This window comes from Pelagimonas phthalicica, from assembly GCF_004364805.1.
Lineage (GTDB): Bacteria > Pseudomonadota > Alphaproteobacteria > Rhodobacterales > Rhodobacteraceae > Pelagimonas > Pelagimonas phthalicica.
Map to the genome: position 1 here is coordinate 74,824 of NZ_SOAP01000005.1, position 22,665 is coordinate 97,488.

24 protein-coding genes are annotated in these 22,665 nt (G+C 59.3%); 17 read left to right on the forward strand and 7 right to left on the reverse strand.

Annotated features, from left to right (window positions below):
* The first annotated feature begins 5 nt into the window (after positions 1-5).
* Both CLV87_RS22245 and CLV87_RS22250 read left to right on the forward strand, forming a co-directional pair.
* Positions 6-1,037, forward strand: a complete 1,032-nt coding sequence (locus CLV87_RS22245) for a type I pantothenate kinase (RefSeq protein WP_099249469.1) — start codon at positions 6-8, stop codon at positions 1,035-1,037.
* A gap of 241 nt (positions 1,038-1,278) precedes the next feature.
* The gene (locus CLV87_RS22250) at positions 1,279-1,491 is read left to right on the forward strand and encodes a helix-turn-helix domain-containing protein (protein WP_099249467.1); all 213 of its coding nucleotides are present in this window, start codon (positions 1,279-1,281) and stop codon (positions 1,489-1,491) included.
* Positions 1,492-1,756: 265 nt separating this feature from the next.
* Here the strand turns inward: CLV87_RS22250 and CLV87_RS22255 are convergent, their stop codons facing one another.
* Positions 1,757-2,335, reverse strand: coding sequence for a hypothetical protein (locus CLV87_RS22255; RefSeq protein WP_099249463.1), 579 nt, complete (start codon positions 2,333-2,335; stop codon positions 1,757-1,759).
* Positions 2,336-2,491: 156 nt separating this feature from the next.
* On the opposite strand from CLV87_RS22255, the gene CLV87_RS22260 reads away from it, so the two are divergent.
* The 14 genes from CLV87_RS22260 to CLV87_RS22325 all read left to right on the forward strand — a co-directional run bounded on the left by CLV87_RS22260 (position 2,492) and on the right by CLV87_RS22325 (position 13,945).
* On the forward strand, positions 2,492-2,824 hold the full coding sequence (locus tag CLV87_RS22260) for a hypothetical protein (RefSeq protein ID WP_099249461.1): 333 nt from the start codon (positions 2,492-2,494) through the stop codon (positions 2,822-2,824).
* On the forward strand, positions 2,796-3,410 hold the full coding sequence (locus CLV87_RS22265; protein ID WP_235872028.1) for a lytic transglycosylase domain-containing protein: 615 nt from the start codon (positions 2,796-2,798) through the stop codon (positions 3,408-3,410). Before CLV87_RS22260 ends, CLV87_RS22265 begins: the two co-directional genes overlap by 29 nt.
* Positions 3,411-3,431: 21 nt before the next feature.
* Positions 3,432-3,713 carry a TrbC/VirB2 family protein gene (locus tag CLV87_RS22270; protein WP_099249459.1) on the forward strand — a complete coding sequence of 94 codons (282 nt, stop codon included), beginning with the start codon at positions 3,432-3,434 and terminating at the stop codon, positions 3,711-3,713.
* A 109-nt stretch (positions 3,714-3,822) separates the two neighbouring features.
* Positions 3,823-4,104 (forward strand): type IV secretion system protein VirB3, encoded by a 282-nt coding sequence (locus tag CLV87_RS22275; RefSeq protein ID WP_235872030.1) that lies wholly within the window; start codon positions 3,823-3,825, stop codon positions 4,102-4,104.
* Positions 4,079-6,481 (forward strand): VirB4 family type IV secretion/conjugal transfer ATPase, encoded by a 2,403-nt coding sequence (locus tag CLV87_RS22280; RefSeq protein WP_099249457.1) that lies wholly within the window; start codon positions 4,079-4,081, stop codon positions 6,479-6,481. The genes CLV87_RS22275 and CLV87_RS22280 overlap by 26 nt, the downstream gene beginning before the upstream one ends.
* On the forward strand, positions 6,472-6,672 hold the full coding sequence (locus CLV87_RS22285; protein ID WP_133840882.1) for a hypothetical protein: 201 nt from the start codon (positions 6,472-6,474) through the stop codon (positions 6,670-6,672). Before CLV87_RS22280 ends, CLV87_RS22285 begins: the two co-directional genes overlap by 10 nt.
* Positions 6,672-7,778: a lytic transglycosylase domain-containing protein gene (locus CLV87_RS22290; protein ID WP_099249455.1), complete on the forward strand. Its 1,107-nt coding sequence runs from the start codon at positions 6,672-6,674 to the stop codon at positions 7,776-7,778. The genes CLV87_RS22285 and CLV87_RS22290 overlap by 1 nt, the downstream gene beginning before the upstream one ends.
* Positions 7,775-8,566, forward strand: a complete 792-nt coding sequence (locus tag CLV87_RS22295; RefSeq protein WP_099249453.1) for a type IV secretion system protein — start codon at positions 7,775-7,777, stop codon at positions 8,564-8,566. Before CLV87_RS22290 ends, CLV87_RS22295 begins: the two co-directional genes overlap by 4 nt.
* On the forward strand, positions 8,563-9,042 hold the full coding sequence (locus CLV87_RS24225) for a hypothetical protein (protein ID WP_235872031.1): 480 nt from the start codon (positions 8,563-8,565) through the stop codon (positions 9,040-9,042). The genes CLV87_RS22295 and CLV87_RS24225 overlap by 4 nt, the downstream gene beginning before the upstream one ends.
* Before the next feature lies 1 nt (position 9,043).
* Positions 9,044-10,069 (forward strand): type IV secretion system protein, encoded by a 1,026-nt coding sequence (locus tag CLV87_RS22305; RefSeq protein ID WP_099249449.1) that lies wholly within the window; start codon positions 9,044-9,046, stop codon positions 10,067-10,069.
* A gap of 6 nt (positions 10,070-10,075) precedes the next feature.
* Positions 10,076-10,732, forward strand: coding sequence for a virB8 family protein (locus tag CLV87_RS22310; protein WP_099249448.1), 657 nt, complete (start codon positions 10,076-10,078; stop codon positions 10,730-10,732).
* A gap of 6 nt (positions 10,733-10,738) precedes the next feature.
* Positions 10,739-11,458, forward strand: coding sequence for a TrbG/VirB9 family P-type conjugative transfer protein (locus CLV87_RS22315; protein WP_099249447.1), 720 nt, complete (start codon positions 10,739-10,741; stop codon positions 11,456-11,458).
* A 2-nt stretch (positions 11,459-11,460) separates the two neighbouring features.
* Complete coding sequence (locus tag CLV87_RS22320) at positions 11,461-12,885, forward strand: TrbI/VirB10 family protein (RefSeq protein WP_099249445.1); 1,425 nt, start codon at positions 11,461-11,463, stop codon at positions 12,883-12,885.
* Positions 12,886-12,964: 79 nt separating this feature from the next.
* Positions 12,965-13,945: an ATPase, T2SS/T4P/T4SS family gene (locus CLV87_RS22325; RefSeq protein WP_235872032.1), complete on the forward strand. Its 981-nt coding sequence runs from the start codon at positions 12,965-12,967 to the stop codon at positions 13,943-13,945.
* Between the two features lie 28 nt (positions 13,946-13,973).
* On the opposite strand, the gene CLV87_RS22330 is transcribed toward CLV87_RS22325, so the two are convergent.
* Positions 13,974-15,152, reverse strand: a complete 1,179-nt coding sequence (locus tag CLV87_RS22330; protein WP_099249441.1) for a hypothetical protein — start codon at positions 15,150-15,152, stop codon at positions 13,974-13,976.
* A gap of 326 nt (positions 15,153-15,478) precedes the next feature.
* On the opposite strand from CLV87_RS22330, the gene CLV87_RS22335 reads away from it, so the two are divergent.
* Positions 15,479-15,676 (forward strand): hypothetical protein, encoded by a 198-nt coding sequence (locus CLV87_RS22335; RefSeq protein ID WP_133840883.1) that lies wholly within the window; start codon positions 15,479-15,481, stop codon positions 15,674-15,676.
* Positions 15,677-15,934: 258 nt separating this feature from the next.
* Here the strand turns inward: CLV87_RS22335 and CLV87_RS22340 are convergent, their stop codons facing one another.
* The 5 genes from CLV87_RS22340 to CLV87_RS22360 all read right to left on the reverse strand — a co-directional run bounded on the left by CLV87_RS22340 (position 15,935) and on the right by CLV87_RS22360 (position 22,634).
* Complete coding sequence (locus CLV87_RS22340; protein WP_099249438.1) at positions 15,935-17,830, reverse strand: type IV secretory system conjugative DNA transfer family protein; 1,896 nt, start codon at positions 17,828-17,830, stop codon at positions 15,935-15,937.
* 14 nt (positions 17,831-17,844) lie between these two features.
* On the reverse strand, positions 17,845-19,761 hold the full coding sequence (locus CLV87_RS22345) for a relaxase/mobilization nuclease domain-containing protein (RefSeq protein ID WP_099249436.1): 1,917 nt from the start codon (positions 19,759-19,761) through the stop codon (positions 17,845-17,847).
* Complete coding sequence (locus CLV87_RS22350) at positions 19,754-20,236, reverse strand: hypothetical protein (RefSeq protein WP_235872033.1); 483 nt, start codon at positions 20,234-20,236, stop codon at positions 19,754-19,756. Before CLV87_RS22350 ends, CLV87_RS22345 begins: the two co-directional genes overlap by 8 nt.
* Positions 20,237-20,905: 669 nt before the next feature.
* Positions 20,906-21,112, reverse strand: a complete 207-nt coding sequence (locus CLV87_RS22355) for a hypothetical protein (RefSeq protein ID WP_099249433.1) — start codon at positions 21,110-21,112, stop codon at positions 20,906-20,908.
* A gap of 529 nt (positions 21,113-21,641) precedes the next feature.
* A complete protein-coding gene (locus CLV87_RS22360) occupies positions 21,642-22,634 on the reverse strand; it encodes a nucleotidyltransferase family protein (protein WP_255301763.1) in 993 nt (330 codons plus the stop codon).
* Positions 22,635-22,665 lie beyond the last annotated feature (31 nt).

Below are 22,665 nucleotides of genomic sequence, written 5' to 3' on the forward strand. Positions count from 1 at the left end.
GTCACATGACCTCTAATTCAACAATAAATCTTGAGTTCGCTGATAGGAAACGCACCGAAATGCCCGGCTTGCATCGCATTGGAGCGCTTGAAATCGATTTGTCGCAACTCGCCCCATTATCCGAACACGGTCAAGGGCGAGCCGTTTTAGGAGAAGCTAGCTGGCAGCACGCATTCAATCTTCCAAAGCAAGATGCCAAATCAAGTATCAATTCATCACCATATCCCGAAATCCATGATTCCATTGCACAGTTAGCCCACTTGGTCTTCACGGGATTTCAAAAGAAACTTGATCGATACGTTGGTTCGCACACCAAAAGTAGTCCGAAACCACTCATTTTGGGAGTATCGGGATCGGTCTCGGTTGGAAAATCAACATTTGCCGAGCAGCTGAAAGCCTGCCTTTCCAAGTTGCCCCCAAATCCCTCGGTCGAGATTGTGTCAACGGACGGTTTTCTCAAGAAAAACGATGATTTGCAACGGCAAGGCCTCTTTGAGCGAAAAGGCTTCCCTGAAAGCTATGACCAGAAAAAGGTCGCGGTTTTCTTGGACCAGCTGGCGAATGGTCGCCACACCCTATCGATTCCCGAATATTCGCACGTCATTCGTGACGTCCTGCCGCTGCAACGTCATGCAATGATGCCTGACATTCTGATTTTGGAAGGCGTGAACGTCTTGCAGAATCCAAGACCTCTGAAAGAGGTGGGAGCCTCACAAAGTTTTGCCAATGCCTTGGATTACTCATTCTATCTGGATGCCCAAGAAGAGGATATTCGGCGATGGTATGTTTCCCGGTTTATTCAACTGCGTCGCAATACCTCTGGTGAGGTCGGATCTGAAGATGGTTCTTCCTGCACAGACTCGTGCACGGGAAGACTGAACCAGGAAGCATTGGACACTTGGTCGCGTGTAAACCTTCCAAACCTAAAACACCATATCTTCCCAACGCGAATGTCGGCCGATTTGATTTTGAGAAAAAACTCATATCATTGTTTGGTCGAAATGCACCCAAAACTCTCCGACACTGAATTTGGGTAACTAGAGTGTGCTTCAAAAGTCTCTTCGGTTCGACCCTTTGGCCAGCAGGCTTAATTTGAGTCCCTCACATGCCGCGATCTGAAATCGGTGGAGAATACAAAGTTGCTTCCAAAAGTTGAAGAAACGCGAAGTCAACTGCTAAGCGGGCCATCGAACACAGATGCCCAGATAACACCGCTTCCCCCAAAATGTATAGTATATCGCGTGGCTAAATACTGCGCTTCATGGCCGTTGTTCGGTCATGAACCTACGCGACCGAGTAGCCCTCAATACTCAGGATTTGCGCCGCGTGCGTGGGCTGAGCCAGGAAGAGCTCGCCCTGCGCGCAGGCGTAAACCGTGGCTATATGGGCAAGCTCGAAAACTCCAAATATGCCGTTTCGGTCGACATCCTCGAGAAGATCGCCAAGGCCCTTTCAGTCGATCCATCTGCGCTTGTCGCTCCGCGCAACTGACATCGCCACCAGATTTGATCCAAACACTCAATTAGTCCGTTAATTCTTCACGGGAGATTACCCCGATGCCCCCTCCTCGCCTCAAAGCACAACCTATAACCGAAGGCTTCATGCAAACTTCTGCTGGCTTGAAACTGGTCTGGCGGGAGTTTCGATGGAATACCGGCAGGACCGACAGGATGTGGTTTGTCGATCCCGATGTTGTGAACGAGGATCAGATCGAAATCCGGGAACTCGGCTCCGCTAAGGACTCAGCAGGCGAGACTTAGTACCGGAACCACTCCGAGTGATCCATATTGCCTTCATAGTCGCCGAACTCAACCATCACGGCGCGGTGGGAGAAACTGTAATGACCTCCGCTACTCGGAAACGATATCGACTGTCCGTTTTCACTGACAAATCTCGCAGGCCAGGGTGCGTGTGATCCGTAGACGCGCACGTGATACCGGCAATTCCGGTTTTCGTGATCGCAGGATCGCACGTACCAATCCCACTGACGTGGATCGTCTCGCGGTTCATAGGACCTTCCGTAAAACCAGAGAACCCGCGTTTTTCTCAGCCACGCGTATTCGGGGATGGAGATGTCCAACTCCCCTTCCCCGCCCGGCCCGCCGAGTTCAACCGGCACCGCCGCAAACGTGCAGATCCCGAAGGGAGGTCTGACAGGCCAGGGTGTGATGCGGCGAATCATTTCCGCGTAGGCGGCCGCGCAGACGGCGCTCGACGGAAACCCACCGGCCATACACAGCATGATTGCACAATCCATGTCGTATGCACGGGCAGGTTTTGTGCCAAACGCCCCAAATGTGAGCGCAGTGATCAAGCTTGCCAGTATCCGACGCATGAGAGTCTCCAATAATTTCTGCAATCTATCATTCACTTAGCAGGTTCTCGGCGGGAATCTACCTTTTTTCTATTATCTACGTTTTATATATATTGACTCTATCTGTGGTTTTCGTGTCATTTGCATCATGTAGAAGGTCTCTCAGGGGGAGAGACCATGCCGATAGCAAAACACCTAAGCCTGATCACGCTCGATGGAGTGAAGGATCTGATCGCCAGGGACGTTGAGTTCACATGTCGGTACGAGCTCGTGAGAGGCACAGGTGACGGCAAGCCGCTTTACCATTGCATCTACACGGTCGGGGATGAGGAACTCATCCTGGTCGCGGCAAAGGTGCAGAAGCACGGACCCAAAGTGCGCGAGTTCGCGCTTTGGCCAGGGCTCGTCAATCACCACGTCAATTTTGGCGATGGCCACCCTGTCAGCATTGATCTCGATATCCGCAACGCCGAAGGCGGCGATGGCGGATCTGATGGTGATCGGAACTGACGGAAGCGTCAGGACGTCCGGTTGGAACTTTCACGAGCGAGACGCTGCGGAACCTGCAGTCGCACGCGCCGAGACCGCCGCTCAAGTACCAAAGCAAGCTATCCTCGCAGCCATTCGCGCGACTTCGGAACGACACGCCAAGAATCGCAGCATCGCACTTGTTGGACTGTCGGCCACCAAGTGGCATGTCCTCTTCCAGGCCCTGATCGAGGCTGAAAGCAGTTACAATTCGACGGCAATCAGTCCAAAGGGCGCTTACGGGCTTGGCCAGCTGATGCCCGCCACGGCGCGAAGCCTGGGGGTCGATAGAACAGACCCACACCAAAACCTCGAAGGCGCCGCACGGTACCTGCTGGCGCAACTTGGCGCGTTCCAGAACATTGATCTGGCGCTGGCCGCCTACAACGCCGGTCCGCACCGCGTGCGCGAGTATGGCGGCGTGCCGCCCTTCGCAGAGACACGGGCGTACATCGCGCGCATTCACCGCATCCGCGCGCGTCTTTCCGGACAACCTGCTGAGCAGTCCATCGTTCACGTCTCCACCCGTGGAACGACGCGCCCACCGGTCGTGATCGCGCTACACTGATAAACCCCAAAGGAATTCCAAATGAACAAGCCTCGTCTCCGACACTTATGGCCTACAGCCGCAACCATGGCGCTCATTGCCAACCCGGCACTCGCGCAAGATCTGTCTCCCATTCAGAGCATGCTGGAAACCGTGGAGGCCGCGCTTACAGGCCCGATCGGTATTGCTGTGGCCACGCTGGCCGTCATCGGCACCGGCTTCATGTGCATGATGGGCCGCCTCAACTGGGGTTGGTTCGCCTCGGTCATCATCGGCATCGTGCTGATCTTCTCGGCCGGCACCATCGTCGATGGGTTTACTTAATGACAGTTCCGCTCAGCAAAAGAAGAGAATTCGAAGGCTGGACCGAGGCAGCGTTTGCGAAGCACAACGCGTTCGGGCCAGCTGCAGAATGCTGTTCTGCGGAACTGTCATGATGTCGGAACGATCCCCTCTTTTCTTAGGCCTCGCACGCCCGCCGAAATATCTCGGCCTCCCTGTGGGGTACCTCGTTGTGCTGGCCTCAGGTGTTGTTCTGCCCTTCATCTGGACCAAGTCGCTGATCTTCTTCCTGATCGGGATCATCGCCTATCCGGTGCTGTGGTTCGTGGCCGACAAGGAACCGCATTTCTTCGAAGTGCTGCGGGTTTCTTATGGCGCGGTGCGGTCCACAAAAAACCGGGCACTGCATGGGGGTGACAGTTTTGGCGCCTGATGGATCGACATCCGTCTCCCCGGCCCTGCTGGCAGCAGACGGAGAGGCGTTTTCGCGGGAGAGCTTTCTGGCAGAACACCTGCCGTATTTCTCGCGCGTGGCCGATGACGTGCTGATCACGCGCAACGGCGATCTGATGGCGACACTACGCCTTGAGGGCCTCAATCCGATGACCACGCCCGACGCGGAACTCGATGCTCTGCGACGGGCGGTCGCCGCCATTGTCGCCCAGACCGGTGACCTCTACGGGTTCTACATTCATCGGATCTCAGTGCCGCAACATCTGCGCTTACGCCCCATCAAAGGGAATAGCTTTTCAGCGGAGATCGACCGCCGTTGGCAGAAGCACGTCCAAAGCCTTAAGCCTAGAAAAAAGCAACTCTATCTCACCATCCTGCGCCGCCCGGACCTGACCTCTCGCCTGCCCCTCCTGCGCGGCCTCGCCCGCAAAGGTTGGGTCAAGGACCGTGAAGCGCGGGCGCAGGAATTGAACGAGGTCGTTGGGTTCTTCGAAGTGGCCCTGGCCAATGCCAGGCCCAAACGGCTGTCCACGTCAGGTGGCGAATGGCTTGGGTTCCTGAACACGCTGAATTCGGGCTCTTTTGCATCCGTCGCGTTTGGTCAGAGCGCCCTGCCCTTGTCGCATCAACTGGGCGATGTGCGCGCAACCTTTGAAGGCGACACGGTCCGCATCGACTGCGCCACGACCGGTGCCCACCGCTACGGCTCGCTCTTCAGCATCAAGTCGTACCCGGCCCTGACAGATGTCACCCTGCTCGATGGGCTCGACCTGCCCCTCGACGTCGTACTCACCAATTCCTTCACCCCGATCCCGACCAATATCATGGCCGAACGCATCCAACGGATCATTCGCCAGATGCATGCCTCGGACGATGCCGCCGTCTCGCTGCGCGACCAACTCGCCATCGCTGCTGATGATCAGGAAGCGGGGCGTATTGCTTTCGGCAATCACCATCTCTCGGTCGCCGTCTATGCCGAGAGCCGTGAGATGCTCGAACGCGCGGCTGCTCAGATCAAACGCGCGGGACAGGAGATCATGGCGGTGATCGTGCGTGAGAATATGGCGCTGAAAGCCACATACTTTGCGCAGCATCCGGGGAACTTCGGCTACCGGGCACGACGCACACCGATTTCGTCGGTCAACTTCGCGGATTTTGCCGCCCTGCATGGCTCGGTCGAAGGACGTGGTAGCGAGGACAGCCCTTGGGGAGACCCCGTGACCGTACTGCCAAGCGTCGGTACGTCCGGGTACAGGTTCAATTTTCATGAAGCGGGTGAAATCACGAAGGAACCGACGGTCGGGCACACGCTGGTTCTGGGCCGGACAGGCTCGGGCAAGACCCTGACCACAGCCTTTCTGGCCGCCCAGTCTCAGCGCGTCGGCACGCGGCTGTTCTTCTTCGACAAGGACCGCGGGCTTGAGATGGCCGTGCGCGCCTTGGGCGGCAAATACCACGAGGTCCGCGCCGGTGTGCCCACGGGTCTCAACCCCCTTACTACCGAAACGGACGAGCGTGGACGTGCCTGGCTGTCCGACTGGCTCGGGACACTGCTCTCCACCCACGGCACCCTGTCTGGTGAACAATCCCGCTATATCCAGAACGCGGTGCGCCAGAATGCGGAAGCCGGAGCTTCGTTGCAGAGTTTCGAGAGCTTCGAGACGTTGTTCCGCTCGCTCGACGATGGCGGTGAGTTGCAATCCCGCGTGGGTGAATGGGGACCTGGCGGGCGCTATGGTTGGGTCTTTGCTGGCAGCACCACCGGGAGCGGAGGCGAAACCGCGCTGGCGCTGGACGGTGACATCGTCGGCTTCGACATGACAGAAATCCTCGACATGGCCACCGAACGCATGGCGGTGCTCTCTTATATTTTCCGCCAGATCGAACGGGTGGTCGAGGACCGCCGCCCCACCATCATCGTGCTCGATGAGGCCTGGAAGCTGCTTGATGACGCCTATTTCGGGGCGCGGCTGGAAAACTGGCTGGTCACGCTCAGGAAGATGAACTGCGTCGTGATCATGATGACGCAATACCCGAGCCAACTGCGCGAGGCCCGGGTGGGCAAAACCATCGTTGAAACCGTCCCGACCCAGATCCTCTTTCCCAATGATCGCGCCACACCGGCCGATTACGACTTCCTGCGCGTCTCGGAAAAGGAAGCCGCCTTGCTCACCCAACCAACCGCGGGCCAGCGGATCGCACTGATCAGATCGGCGGGCGACAGCCTCTTTGTCGACACCGACCTGTCTGCCCTCGGGGATCTCCTCCCAATCCTCGGGGGCGGGCGCACTGGTGAGACACATGTCGGGTCCGATTGGCGCAACACCCCTTACTTCTGGAGAACAAAATGCGAGTAACTTTGTTACTGATGGCCTTTCTCAGCGTTGCCGCCTGTGAGCGCTACACCGAGAAAACCTCACCGTGTTTCAGTAAGAACGGTGAACCCGTTGTATCGCGCAATGTGATGACGCCGCTCTCACTTTCATTCTCGGCAAAACCACCCGACCCCACCAAGGATTGCAACTTCGAGCCAGTGAACGGCAGCTGATGCATCGCGTATTCCTCATATGTGCGGGCCTATGCTGGGCTCCCTCGGTTGGACTGGCCCAGGGCGTTCCGACCCAGGACAACTCCGGAATTGGCCGGCTTGTGGCGATCCTGGGCGGTCTCGGCGAGGACATGTCGGTCCAGCGCGAGACAACTTCAACCCAGGACCAACTGGCCGAGGTTCAGGCAGATCAGCTGCGCGTGCTCGAAGAGATGACCGCCGCCATGACAGGCACCGGTTTCAATATCGCCAGTCTGGAAACCGGCGGCAGCTTTCCCGCCGCAGAAATCTATCCCGCCGTCAGCAATCACCCGATGGATGCCCGCCTCTTTGGCGAGGGACGTGAGACCATCGAGATGATGATCGTGCGTGTCGCCGGCGAGTTCGCTGGCGCGCCGGGGGTGGCCCGAGCCGGATTGTCGCCAACTCAGTGGCGTTGCCTGTTTCAGGCGCTGATCAAGCAGGAAAGCCGGTTCAGCGTCACCGCGCAAAGCCCGGTTGGTGCCTACGGCCTCACCCAGCTCATGCCCGGAACTGCCTCGGATATGGGCGTCGACCGCTATGACGTGATGGACAATCTGCGTGGCGGGGCACGCTATATCACCACCCAGCTGAACCGCTTCGGAACCATCCCGAATGCGCTCGCCGCCTACAATGCCGGACCCGGACGCGTCATCGAATTTGGCGGCGTACCGCCCTTCAAGGAAACCCAGGGCTACGTCCGCAATATCTCGAAGTCCTACAATGAATATCTCGCCGTGATTGGTGGCGCCGATGCGCTTGGCACATTGACCCCGACCGACATGGCGCTGGCCGAATATTCGAACATCTCGGATGCCAGCCTTTACTACGCCGCCGATGCGCATGCGACGACCGAGCAGGTCGTCAACCGTCTCGCTGCGATCATTCGCCAGATCGATGCGCAGCCCAATGTCAAGGCGGCGATGGAGCTCAACACCTACGCGCGGGCCGAAATCGCCCGCATCCTCTCTCTCCGCATGCGCCTGATGGCAGCGAACCAGACCCGAGAAGCGGCGCACACCCAGCACCTGATGGTGGACCGGTTGGAGGAACGAAAATTTATGGCCATGGAGGTTTCTGAATGAAACGATTTCTATTGAGTGCGAGCTCGGCGCTTGCCCTCTCCGCATCTTCAGTCATTATTTCAGGCCTCGTTACCCCGGCCAACGCTCAAGGTGTCCCAACGTTCGACGGACAGCAGCTGCGCCAACTGGTCCTGCAGATCGAACACATGGCCGAGGATCTGAATGTCCAGCTCGAGCAGCTGGCCACCATGCGGCAGGAGCTGGAAACCCAACTCTCCCAGCTTCTGAACCTCGAGGCCCAGCTCCGCTCCCTGATCGAAGGCTCCGGTGTCGGAGAGCTCTTTGCCACCATCGAGGAGTTCGAACGCCTCAAGGGTAAACTCATTGCCCCCATGACCACGCTGCAATCCCTTGCGGAAGGGGATTTCCTGTCCGGCTTTGTCGATGGCGCCGATCTCTCGCGGCAGGTTGAATCCGTTCTGCGCGGCTCAGGCCTGACATCGGAAAGCCTCGCCACTCTGTCATCATCATCTGAGCCCGCAGACACGCGCCTCGCCACCTCCGCCGGGGCCAGCGCGATGCTGTCGGTCGCCGCCCAGGAAAGCCATGAAGAAGCCGGCGCCAGTCTGGAGCGTATTGAAACCATGGTTGGGCTGATTAACGATCAGGACGGGTTGCGGGCTGCGGTCGATCTCAACACCCGTGTCACGGCAGAACTGGGGATCATCATGACCCAGATCTGGCGCCTTGAAGCCGCGCAAGGCGTGAGCGCGGGCCAACTCGGCGTGGTCGATGCCGCCACCCTCGCCGCCGAGCGCAAATTCCGTTCCATGGAGGTCCCAGAATGAGACGGGACGCCGTCAGCGGGTGGAACGCCCACGTCGATCGGTGCGCCACCAGCGCACGGGACGCCGTTGGAGGGTGGACCGTCCCAAACGGGCGAAACGCCATCGCCGCCATTGGGTGTCTATTGGTCCTTTCTACGCCACTCGCCGCCCAGACCTCCGGCGGGTTCGAAACCATGGCGCAACATGAGGAAACAGCCCAAGCCTGTATTGTGCCGCGACCACCGCGTGATCTCGCCAAGACCGCCTATATTCGCAACGGTTATCGCGCGATCCTGCGTATTCTTGCCGTGCGCCTTTGGCAGGAAACTGGCAGTTGCGACTGCGTAATCAACGACATCACCTGGGACCAAGTGGTGTTAAAGGGAGAAGAGTTCGTGACCAGAAACGATCCTCTCCGTCCCTTCGATACCTCAGAATTGCGTCTGCTGGCCGACAGCCTGGAAGCCGAGCGAACTGCGGCCTGCAAGGTCGACTGACGTGGGGATCATCCGCGATATCCTTTCCCAAGTCGATGACGCCGTCGACAGTGTGGCCGAGTCAGGCTTTGCCGATGGCGCGGGCGTAGTCGGAGACGTGATCTCGGCCGGTGCCGTCGTTCTTCTGATCTTGCTCGGCATCAATGTGGTCATGCAACTACGCCCAATGACATTCGGGAGCAGCTTTGCATTTGGCATCAAGCTCGCATTGGTGTCGATATTTGCGCAGAGCTGGGACAACTTTGCCGTCATCTACAATATCGCCACGTCGGTCCCGGATAGTTTGGGTGCGGCTATTCTCGATCTCACCGACAGCGGTGACGAAGCCGGAGTCTACGAAAGCCTCGATTCCATGGTGAACCGTATCACCGCCTATGGTGATGCGATCGGCGACAATGCGGGCTGGGTATTCGGTGCGGTCCTCGGCGCGATCTTCTTCGTGCTCTCGGCGATCTTCGCCGCTGTCACCGCCGGGATCATCGCCTTTGCCAAGATCGTCTTCACCCTGATGATCGTCATCGCGCCCTTCATGATCCTGGCTTCACTCTTCAAACCCACCCAATCGCTCTTCGAGGCCTGGTCCCGCGCCACGATTGGCTACGCGCTCATGCCCGTGGCCGCTGCGGGGGCAGCCGGGATCATCGTCGCTATTGCCGAGAGCATCGGAGCCTCATCGGCCGATCCGGACAATGTCGCGACAATCAGCCTGATCCTGCCCTTCCTCGTCATCCTGATCCTGAGCGCTGGCATCATGGCTTCGGTGCCCTACATCGCCTCAAACCTGACCGGTGTGGTCGGCATCGCCTCCAATGCCATTGGTCTGACAGGACTGGCACGGCAAGGCGTCGTCAACGCGGGTGCATATGGAACCGGTGGAGCTGCGCGCGTGGCCACCGGGAAAACACCCCATGAGTTGCGCCACGCCACCAGTGACGGGGTTATCAAAACCGGTCAGGCCATCCGCCAAACACCCGGCGCACTCCTTGCCAGCGCCAAATCCTTTCGCAATCCCAACCAGACACCCTGACACATCATGAGCAAAGCACGTGACGCCTTCGAGGCGGATTTCATCTATGGGCCGCGACGGCGAGAACGGTTTGCATATTTTGTGGCCGCTGCGGGCATTATCGTCGGGCTGGCCGGATTTCTCGGCGCGGTTTCTCTCTTCCCCCTCAAAACCATCGAGACATTTGTGGTCGTGGTCGACAAGGAAACCGGTGAGATGGACCGCGTCTCGCAGGTCGCCGCCCTCACCCTCGATGAAAGCGATGCCATCATCCAGGCCAATCTGGTCGCTTACGTCGATGATCGGGAAACCTATGACCTCACCGATGGCGAGCAGCGCATCAACTCGGTGCTTGATCGCTCTGACAACGACGCCGCCCGCACCCTGCGCGATCTCTGGTCCTCGACCAACGAGGACTACCCAATTGCGGTCTATGGGCGTGAAGCCAAGATCGACGTGGTCATTCGCTCGGTGAACCAGATCGAACCTGGCGTTGCCCAGGTCCGCTTTACCCGCACGCTCCGGCGGGAGCGCGACACCCGCACCGTGACCCGACCTTACGTCGCCACCCTTGCCTATGAGTTCCGCCCGGAAACCCGCCAACGCCTGCAGGATGTCTGGGCCAACCCGCTCGGCTTTGTCGTGACCTCCTACCGCGTCGATGCTGAAACCCTCGAGAATTGATTTCCCATGAAGCTCATTATAGCACTCCTGCTCGCCGCATCCCTCCCCACCCTGGTATCCGCCGAGGCCACACCGCAGGGTGGACCGCTTGATGTCCGCATCCGCTACGCCACATATAATGTGAACCAGGTCTTCCGGATCGAAACCGACCTGCGCCACTCGACCACAATCCACTTCGGACGTGGAGAACGGTTTGAAGCCGTCATTGTGGGCGACACGGAAAGCTTTCAGGTCGATCCGGTCCCCGAGCTTGGCAATGTGCTGACGATCAAACCACATGTGGCCAGGGCGTCTACCAACATGACGGTGATCACCAATCGGCGGGCCTATTCCTTCCATTTACGCGAAGGGTCGATACCGAACCGCACAGGCATGTTTTTCGAGGTGCGGTTCAAATACCCCGACGAGGCACGCCGTTCGCGTCCCGGCACGGCAAAGGGCTTCGAGGCACCGCGCAACTATGCCTATCTCGTCTCTGGCGCAAGCGATTTTCGACCGGCATCGGTCTATGACGATGGGCGCTACACCTATTTCACCTTCCCGGAAAACACCCGACAGCCCGCGATCTTCAAGGCCGACGACCAGGGTCGCGAACGCACGGTCAACTGGACGCAGGATGGCAATACCGTCCGGGTGCTCGGTGTGAACGATTTCTGGACATTGCGAATCGATGACGAGGCGCTCTGCATCGCGCGGGATCAATCCGCCATTTACGTGAGCAATTGACCATGGCCGACGATCCTGATCTGCAAAAGCGCCTCGACACGTTCAAGGATGGCAAGACGAAACCCCGGTCCGGTGGTCTCGGCGTAGGAGCATTGGCCATTGCGCTAGGACTTGGTGGTGCTGGTGTGGCCTATTGGCTTGCCACCACAACACAGGACAGCCCCACCCCGCTCGAAACTTCCGAAGTGACCCCGTTCCAGGACGGGCGTCCGGGAAGCGGGCGGTTGGAGTTTCCGCCTGATGAGACAGATCGGCGCGTCAATGATGCGCTCATTGCCGTCGAGGAAGCCCTCGAGGTACCCGCTGCCCCTGCCCCGGAACCAAGTCGCGAAGTTCTCGACGAGTTGGCACGTCTGCGCGAGGCCCTCGCCGCCAGCCAATCTGAACGCAATGCGGAAATCCAGGCCGCTGTTGGGGATCTGCGCGAAGCCTTTGATGCCCAGACCAAGGCGCTGGAGGCACAGATCGCGGAACGGGAGCGTGAATTGACAGCACTCGAGCGCGAAGGTGATGCAAAGCTTTCCGGGCTTCAAAGCCTGCTCGACGCCGAGCGCGCGCAACGCGAGGCGCTGGAAGCCGAGCTTCAGCAGGGTGCGCTGATTGCCGATCAACGGCTGTTGGAAGAACGTCGACGGCAAGAAGAAGAGCAACGCCGACGTGAAGCCGAGCGCGCAGCCTCAGAATTGCTGGCAGCCCAGATACGGTCGCCCGCAGTCGTGTATTCGGATGGTCAGGCGAATGCGGCTTCAGGCACAACAACTGCCAGCACCACGGGCGCAAGCGCGCCCCTGAATGAGAACGAGGCCTATTTGCAGACCGCGGCCCGCCCTCTTGAGATCGAAGAGGCCGCGCGCATGGAGTTCCCGGATCGCACGCTCGCGCAAGGCTCGGTGATCCAGGCAGCGCTGCAAACCGCGATCAACAGCGACTTGCCAGGCAATGTGGTGGCAGTCGTCTCTGAACCTGTTCCGGCCTTTTCCGGAGACCGGATCCTGATCCCACGAGGATCGCGTCTCTTCGGCCAGTATCGCTCTGGTATCGAAGTCGGCCAGAAGCGAATCCTGATTCTCTGGACTCGCATTCTCACACCCGACGGAATCTCCATCAATATCGCCTCTGTCGGCGCTGACCGCCTTGGCCGCTCCGGCATGACCGGCCTCGTCGACACCAAATTCCTGGAACGCTTTGGTGGCGCCGCGCTGATCTCGATCATCGGGGCTGCCCCCTCCGTAGCCGCAGATCGGGTCAGTGACGAAACCGCATCCGATGTTCTTTCGGATATTGGCTCAGACCTGTCTGACGCCACCAGTTCCGTCATCGCCGATCAGGTCTCGATGTCGCCGACGATCTATGTGGATCAGGGCGCGGGTGTGACCGTGCTGGTGGACAGGGATGTGGTTATCTACCGGGATTCCGGGTCGCACTAGTCAAAAAGGATCGGCTTTCGCGTTCGAGCCAAAGGCGAGAAGCAGCGAAAGCCGATCTTACAAAACCGGAAACACCGAATTGGATACAGAAGCCCTCCCATCGTCCTACCTTGAGCGCTACCTCGCACCCTTCGAACACTGGCTGACCGATGACGACGTCATTGAGCTGGCCATCAACCCGGACGGTCGGGTGTGGATCGAACGACGTGGGTCCACTGCCATGGAATGTGGTGACAAGGCAGTGGATCCGGCTGATGCAATCAACCTCGGCACCACCATGGTTGGCGATGCAAAGGCCAAGGTCTCCGAGAAAAACCCGCTGGTGTCCGGCAAAGTCGAGTTCCGGGGGCGACCACTGCGGGTGCAGGTCGTGGTTTCGCCTGCCGTTGAGCAAGGGGCTACAATCACCATCCGGCTGTTTGGGCAAACCGACATTCGCAACTATGAGCCCTCCTACCTTCAAGGCAAGGCAGTTTCTCTGACCGACATTCGGGCAGAGAAGCTGAAAGCGATTTCGAAACAGGCAGAGACCGATCTGACCGAAGCATTGCGGCAACTTGTTGAGGACCGCCTGAACATCCTGGTGAGCGGTGGAACCTCGACGGGAAAGACCACATTCGCGCGCCATCTGCTGACCCATGTTCCAGACAATGAGCGCCTTATCACCATCGAAGACGCGTTCGAGCTCTTTCCTCATCAGCCGAACTCGGTTTGCCTTCTTGCGGATCGGGCCAAGGATAGTCCGCGGTCGGCCGGTGCATTGCTGCAAGCTTCTCTGCGGATGCGACCAGATCGGATCGTTGTCGGCGAACTTCGAGGATCGGAAGCGCTCACCTATCTCGAGGCGATCAACACGGGGCATGGTGGATCGGTATCGACGATCCATGCAGAGACGGCAGAACTGGCGATTGATCGGCTGGCGATCATGGTCTTGCAGGCCGGAACGCCACTGACCTTTGCTGAAGTGCAGACCTATATCAGGAAGTCGATTGATGTGATCGTGCAGTTGGGTCGGACGGATGGACGGCGGGGGATTGCGGAATTGCTGGTCTTGGAGTGAGTTCACTGCCACTAACACATCTCGCCACTCAATTCTTGAAATCCTCGAAGTTGAGAGCAACTGGCGTGTCCACTTCAACGTCCCTTAGGGTCAATGTACGGTTCTTATCATCCAGTTCGTGTTCCGTCGCACCAATCATGAATTCGTCTCCCTCCTTATGCGGTGGACGATGAGTTGGCCGATTCACTAGTAGCCCACTTGGGATGCCAAATTGGTCTGCTCTGTCGTAAAAAAGGGTGCTTTTGAATCCTGACCCACGCGCCAACTCTCTAGCGGCCTGGCCAATGGTTATGGTCTTTGCCAACCGGCTTTCCAGTGCCTCCTGAAGATCTTTGATGCGCTTGTAGCGTTCCAGCTTGTCGACGCCGGCGTCGCCACCAAGGTGTTCTACGCCTCTGAGACGAATTAGAACCCCTTTGGAAAACGAAGCTTCTCCCGAGTCTGTAGAACGAAAGTGGAGCATCGGTGCGATCTGTAGCCGCTGGATTCCGTCTTCAGGACGTCTGACAATATATCGGTCCTCGCGAAACCGAACTGACATCATGACTGCGCCCATACCTTTCCGCATTTTTTCGAGAGATGCAGGCGCACGGTCAACCACATGGCCAATGACCAAGTAGTTGTCTTTCTGTTGCACGACCCATCCCTTTGAAGACAAAAAACGGTTCTGCGCATCCAACCATAGCCCCATCGACCTAAGGTACCCGTTTTTGTGAACATAGAAGCGAAGGAAAGATCGCGAAACCCGGGGTGTTCTGTGTCCCCTTTCCAATGCCTCAGCCCGATATAGAAGGTAGTCGCCAAAAATCTCAGATGTCGCTCCCAAGGGATTTCGATCCGCACGTTGAAAATTGAATACTGCTCGGTCAGGGCTTAGATCCTGCATCTCAAGCCCAAATATCTTCTTGTAGAGGTTGGCCACGCCCGTGTTTTGCCGCCACGGGTGGACGGCAGGGACCGCCATCACAAACGCTTCGAAGACGTCTTGACCGCATTTTGGATTGGTTTGCTGCAGGGCTCGCAGGTGAGTGTCCTTGAATTTCTCGTCGGAAGGAGTCAGTCCACGGTTCATCTCGTCCAAAAGCGGCCCAAACACTCTTTTTGTCAGCCCTGCCAGGCCCAAATCACTCTGAAGTCGCCTTAAGAATTCGGCTACCTTTGCCCTCAAGGCCAGCTGTTCATCGTCAAGTTTCTTTCCTCGACCCATTAGCCCTCGCACTTATCCACATACTATCCACAAGACAAACTTTTCGGATATTTTAGGACGTTAACTCAAGTTCCCGGACAAATTCAACTCAATGTATGAATTGTCCGAGGTCTTGTTCCGAATACGGCTATGATTTTAGGAGATTTTTCTGCAAGTGCGAAGGCTGCACGCATCTTGCCATATTTTGCGTGCGCTGCCGAAACCCGCTTACCATGGAGTTGTTGAAGCGCCAAAGACAAGCTGCTCCGGCAACGCTAGAGACACCTAGCTGCGCAGGAAACGTGAGTCAACGGCTTAACGCAACTGCTCACGAAAGGAGTCACCCAATGAGCACCTTCGACACACATGAACCGCCAGCCTTCTTGGCTTCCACTCTTGTCCGTCGCCTTCTGGCCTGGCTGCTGTGGCTGCTCTTTGAGTGGCTGTTCGGCAAGTCAGGAGACCGGTCGGACGACGTAGCGGATGAAGCCCCGAAGCCATGGGCGGACGAGATCATGTTCCGGAGTGAAGCCGGCGCTTTCTAGCCGGAAAAGCTCGTATCACCAACCCAAGGGCGCTGCGAGGATTTCGTGGCGCCTTTTTTTGCGATAGTCGGCCGGAATTCGCTCCCTTGGTTTTTTCAAAGGGCTGGAATCAGTCGGCACCGCCTCCAAACTGCAGGTCACCAAAGCCGTGCCGGATGAAGTAATCCTTGATGCCTGCCTTAGGATCGGCACGCGGATTTAGCAAAGAATTTGTCCCGGTCAAGTCTACTTCCAGCCTTCATGAAGTCACAAGGGTCGTCATTCTCCCAAAAGCTCTTCGATGAAACTCTCCTGCCGGTCCAGCACGCGCTCCCACTCCGTCGGCACCCCATCGTCCCGGTCCATCTCCTCCGGTCGGAAATTATCAGCATCGGGTTTCGCCGCCACCGCCCGCATAGCCCGCGCTTGCCGCCGCCGCGACCTCAATGTGCTGGCAGCCTCCTGTTCCTCGTCGGTATCAACGTCATCACCACCATCAACCCAAGGCCCCACCCCTTCCACGCTCGGCGGGTATGGGTAGTCCCTGACCTCCTGTTGTTCGACCATTCCCTTGAACATCGGATCATCATAGTACTTGATCCGTTGCGCCTTGATCGGATGCTGTGGCGAGGCAAGGATGATGACCTCGTCGGGATCCAGTAGCCGTGCCTCGGTCTCCGAAAGCAGTGGTCGTTCCTCCAGCCGAGCGCTGGTCGAGGTTGCCCCCAGGATACCCTTGTTGCGCCCATACATGCGCGTCACGGCCTCCCGCGTCGTGCTACCAACCGCCGCCGACACCTCCCGGACGGTCCGTTGATCCCGCGGCGTGATGTAGAGTTTAAGCCCTGCCCCGTTCTCGAGGCTCTCACGGCCCTCGGACCCATAGATGCGATCCAGTGCGGCCAGGGACTGCGCGATCATCGCCACGCGCCCACCGTAGCTCGCCAGCGAATGGATCGCCCTCTCGAGATAGGGCATCGCCCCCATCTGCTGGAATTCATCGATCATCATCATGACCGGCCAGGGCTCGTCAGGGCCCGGCTCATTCAGGCGCAGGCTGGCGATGAGATCGGCGAACATGAGCCGCAGAAGCGGCGCCAGCGTCGCGATATGATCCTCGGAAACCACGATGTAAAGCGAATGCGGTTTGCGCCGGAACTGACCGAAGTCAAAGTCGCTCGCCTCGGTGGCCGATCGCACTGCCGGGTTGTCCCATTGTTTGAGGCCCGCCGTCATCAGGGCCTGGATATTCGAGGTCAGAAGCCGTGAAGAGGCGCTGGCTGCATTGGTCCAGAGCTCGCGGACGACCTCTTCATTCGCTTCCTCGGCGTAGGCGCTGTACTGGGCGTTTTTGTAGTCCCCTGCCGAGACGATCTTGTTGACCTCACCCAGGGTCGGCGTGCCGCGCTGGATCGCGAGTAGGCAGGCCGCGACGAAAATCGATTTGCCGGCCTCGGAGAAGGTGTCGAGGGTCTTGTTGTCCTTGTCGAGGAACAGATCAGCCAGGATCGACACTTCCGTGAACTGTTGAGCGAAGCTGGGATAGGCTGCGATACGGGCTAGCGGGTTGTAACAATGGGTGCTGTTGGCCCAGTCGAACGGGCTGAACCGGAACACCTCGTCGCCATTGAGAGCCCGGAGTCGCGAAGTCTTGTCGAAGTTCTCGCCCTTGACGTCGAGCACCACGACGGAGCCCGCGAAAGACAGCAGGTTCGGGATCACGAAGCCCACGCCCTTACCGGCCCGGGTCGGCGCCACCATCATCACATGGGGGATTTCGGTGGAGGAGATGAACTCGGATTTGGATTTGGGCTTGCCGAGTTTGCCGCAGACAAAACCCTTGCCCGGACCTTGCAGCATGCCGTTTTTGCGAAGCTCGGCCTTGATCTGCCAATGAGCCGAGCCGTAATCATCCTGCTCCCGTTTCCAGGTCCAGGCGGCGGCGAGAACCGCTAACCCAAGCGCCCCGAACCCGACTGCACCGAACGCCACCTTGAAGGCTTCCGGGTGCGCGAGGCGCAATCCTGAACCAGCACGCCAGACGGCGAACATATCAAACTGGCCAAAGCCGGTGCGCAAGGCCAGCGCCAGGTAGAAGCTGGCGACGATGGTGCCCAGCAAAGTGCCACAGATCAGACCGAAGGGCACCGCGGCCCAGAGAGGAATGGGTTTCATGAGGGATGCTCCGATCAGAAGGACAGGTCGTCGTCGAGATCACGTCCGAGGTCCCGGCTTCGGGTCTGCTCGGCATCCATCTGCCGCGCCACCTCCGTCACCTTGTCCTGTTGCAGGGCGGCGGCGCGGTCGGTGAAGACCTGATCGCCGGTTTCCTCATGGGTCATCTCGAGGAACTCCTGCGTGACCGTGATCTGGTCGATCTTGCCGGGCAGCGCCTCTTCCAGCACCGCGTAGTTGCCGCGCCGTAGCTCGGCCACCCCTTCCTCTCCGAGTTCCTTGAAGAGCTCGGCTTGCAAGGTGCGTTCAACCACTTCTTCCTGTTCCTCAGAAAGCGTACCCTCTTTCAGCATATCCGCCAGTTCCTGCAGATAGGCGTTCGGTCCCCTGTCGGCATCGTCAACCAGTGAGAGGTCTTGTCCATCTTCAGCATTCAGCCCTGCGCCAACGGGCACACCCAGTTCCCGCGCGCGCTCCATGAGGCGGTCCATCACGCCGTCAACCTTCTCGAGCGCGCCATCGAGTTGGTCATCATTGGCGGTCTCAACCGTGAGGCCGTCCCTGGCCAACACCGCCCCCATGTCGCGCTCAACCCAGTCCTGGGCCAGCCCGTAGTTCGTGGTGCCGCCCGAGACGATGCGGGCTGTGAGATCATCACCGTCGATCCCGGCTTCCCGCGCATCCGACAGAATGTTCTCCAGAGCTTCATCCCGCCCGGATTGCAGCGCTTCCATCAGACGCACGTCCCCTGCCCCCGGCGGATAGGGCTCGGCCAGGTCACGGCCGAAGCGCGCCCGCAGGTCAGGGTCAGGCACCATCTGCGACAAGTCACGGATGATCGGGGCAGCCTTGACCTCGAAACTGGCGCGGGCCTCACCGTCCAGTTCCTCGGCTTTGAGCCGCAGGGCCTCAATGGTGCGCTCGGAATACTCGATCGCATCCCCGACGGTCTGGATGTCCTTCATGTCAATCTCTCCTGCGGTGAACTGGTGAACGGTGTTTGACCCAAGACCCTTGGCCATGGCCCGCACGGCGCGAGCCAGGTGACGCTGATCCATGCGATCCATTAGGTCGGCCAGCTTCACATAGTCCTTGGCAAAACCGACAACCTGGGCCTGGGCGATGGCGGACTCCTCGGGCGTCATCGCGATTTCGCGCGGCAGACGCGCCTCTTCCTTGGCCCGGTAAATCTCTTCGATGCCGGGGGCCTTGGCGAAGATGCCGCGCTCGAGACGGGTGGTGGCATCCAGCATCACGCCATAGCCCTCTGCGATCTCCGCCTGCTTCTCGCGCATGAGCTGGGGCGACATTACCCCCTCAGCCCAGCAGGAGAACCAGGTCCCCTGCTCCCGACCACGATTGTTCAGAACGATATGCGCATGCCGGTGCGCGCGGTCGTCATGGACCGCCAGCACGTAATCCCACTGATCGCCATATTCACCGCTCTCGAAGAAATGTTCCGCCCAGTCGAGCGCGATGTCGCGGACCTTGTCGGTGCTGACATCTGTCGGGAAGGACAGAAGCATGTGCGAGGTGAAGCCAAGCTTGGTGGTGCCCCGCCAGGTATCGGACCAGGCCTCGATGATTTCATCCTTCTGATCCCCCGTCAGGACCGCCGCCTCACTTAACGGGTTGGTCATCGTCGAATAGGTGAAGACCGCCTTGTCGTTGATATAGGAGAGCTGGTTGCCGAGAGAGGCGCGTGTTTTGCACCCCCCCGCCCTGATCCGCTTGAACACCGCCGCTCGGCTTTGACCCGAGGCGGCCTTGGCGATGTTGCGCACCGAGAGCCGCCCTACCCGCGCATAGCTGCGCCCCTGCCGGCGTCCTGCAAGCCGCGCATCAATCCGGGCCTGGGCCTTGCCTCGGATACGCTCGTCTTCCCAGAGGCGACCCATGACCGAGGTGTAGAGGGAGAGCGGATCAGCCATTGGAGGCACCCACTGCGGAAAACCCCTTCGCGTCTTCCTCAACGATATCCGGCATCCCTGCGCCGCGCTGCACCTGCGCCAGATCCTTCATCGCACCAAGCTCGCGAGTCGTCTTCTGTGCCAGTTCGACAAGCTCGGAAACCAGCGCCCGATCCTCGTCTGTAAGCACCATCCGTCCCCGACGCACCGCCTTGGCCAGGGCCATCCCGGCATCGGTCAATTCCCGTGATTGGCGCCAGGTCTCGACAAACCCGTCGAGCCGATCTGCCGTCACATCCATGAACCCGCAGCGGGCGCGCACCACCGCTTTCAGAGCCTGACTACGGTTGGCAAAGCCACGCACCTGCCACTCCGCATCGAAGGCAGAAAGCTCGGATTGAGACGCCCGGAAGGTGACCACTTCAGACGGATCGCGGACTGCGACACCCTCACCTATCTCCTCTTTCGCGAGCCGCGACACATGCCGCACGGACACGCCAAACTCCGCAGACAACTCCTGCGCCGACTCCCCAGTCTGGAACCGTCGCGCGATCTCTATCCGCTGCTCAAGCTTCAGGTTTTTCGCCGCTCGCGGCATCTTCAGACCCCTCGGACAAAATGTGTATACATTTGCCATATCCTGCCAACTTCATACAAGGCTGCCCCACCATACGATACTATACCAGTCTGTCAATAATATACTTTCGTTGCTTCTGGTCTCGGCAGCCTTGTATTCCGCTTCACGCCGAGCACCAAAGGTGCGAGGCCCTGCCTCCCTCACCATCAAGAACCCCACCTGTCCAATGGGTCCCCTTCTCCAGCCCCGCCCGAGGGTCTGGCCGAACACGCATGTGTTCGGACGGAAACGCGGGCAGGCGCAAACCCCACCGACAGGGCGGACAGGCAGGGTCAAGGAGGGCCAGATTTGGCTTGGCCAAATCTCTGCCGCAAAAACCGCCAGGCCCGGCCTGGCGGTTTTTGGGGATGGCCCCCTTGAGGCTGGCTGGCTGCTCTGTCGCGATTCCTTTGATCTTGGCGGCGTTCGACCTTTGAGCGCGCAGCGACCGACACCTGGGGGTCGCCACCGGCAATCAACCCCGCCGGTGACGGCGTCCCTGGAACAGGGAAAGGGCCGCCTGATGGCGGCCCATCCTCGTCAGAGGATTTAGTCGTGAGGTTCCTTCGAACTCGGCGGGAACATCACCAGCTCCGAAACCGCGACCGGGAAGTCGAGCTTGAGGCTGAAGAACTCCGAGCCGTCCCCGTTGCGGGTGTTGCGGAACATGGCGCCCACGCGTTGGAAGCGGGTGCGTTCCTGGCCGTCATTGTCGGTGAATTTGACTGGGACGGTGGCGACGTAGTGGCTGGTCATTTGGGTCTCTCCTTTTTGCGATGGGGATCTCACAGCACGGGGGCAAGAGGCCCGGTCGCAAGCGCAAATGCGGAGGGTCCGCGCCAAAGGCGTGGAAGCCGTATTTGTGCTTGCCGAAGCGCAAGCGGAGGGCACGGCCGGACCGACCCCGTGCGATCCACATCAGTGAGCAAAAAGGAGATACCCAAATGACCTCTGCCATCACGCAGTCGCTACTGGCTTTGTGCATGTCGAGATGACGTGCCCGGTTGCCTCGAACCGCCACATAGGGGGGCCATGTTCCGGATGGCCGCCGATCAGGAAGTGCCGTTCATCTGCCTCAAGTTTGACTTCCAGCTTCCGGCATGAATGCGTCGGGCTGACCGCCTGGCACGAGCCCCAAATCAATCCAACAAGGATTGGTCGCTGGCCGGCAATCCGAGACCAAGGGCTCGGGAACAAGGGACGGTGTTAGGCGGCGGTCAGATCGAGCGTTCCATGAGAGGTCTGCTTGGGACACCAAGGACTGCAGCAGTCGTCGCCCTGACGATCACGCGCCCAAGCTTTCGAGGATGGACTTCGTCTCCGGCATGCGCTTCAGCGAATTGTCGATGTGCGCGCGCCAGCGCGGGCCGACCTCTAGTGCGGTGGCATAAGCCTGGGCCAGATCATCAGGGCGGTCCTCGCCCATCGCTTCGATCAGAAAGGCTGCCTGTTCCCGGTCCTTGGCCGACTTGAGGCTGCCGGCCCCGTCGCGTCGCCGATCGGCGATGATCAGCTTGTGGATCGCATAGCGCTCCGGGCGCGGCACCTGAACGAGAACTCCTGACCGATAGAGGGCAGCGGCAAAGATCGGTTCAGCGATCAGGAAGTTGAGGTAGTTGAGCGCCTGCGCGCCCACGCCGAGAGCGGGCAAATCTCGGATGGTCTCATTCCCGAAGGCAGGCGTCAGGAACTCGACCAACTGGCCGCTGCCCCCCTGCGCCCATCGCCATGTCCGGCCGTTGTCGAGCCCGGGCACGGGCGCGAACTTCAGTGCCGAAAAGGTCTCGGCCAAATCCGGATCGACCTGATCCTGCAAGGCGACGCTGAGCTTCTCGAATTGCGCGATGTCGATATCGCCGGTGTTGGCCATGCCGCCCAGGGGCAGGCGGAGGCCAAGCTCGCCTTCATAAAGACGGAACGCATTCGTCCCGACAATCGTACCGCCCAGCCGGAAGGTCCCGGCACCCGCCATTGCGGAGAGGATCGAGCCGGTCGCCCGGTCGGTCGGCGTCATGCCTTCGGCGCGCAAGAGTCGGACCAGCCGCGACCGCTCAGCCTGTCGGTCCTTGGCAGTCGCGCGCAGCTCCTCGATACGCTCGATGCGCGCGCGCGTCTCATCACTGTTTTCGCCGATATAGATGAAGCGCATCTCGGTTCCGACACGGCGGGCCGCGTACCAGTAGGCCTTGTCGCCGCGCTCTTTGAGCGTTGGTTTGCCCTCCACACCGGATAGGGCGTCATCCTTCAGGAGCCGCACCAGATCGGTGTAGGCGCTCATCGCGATACTGCTAAGAGGGGTCATGCCTATC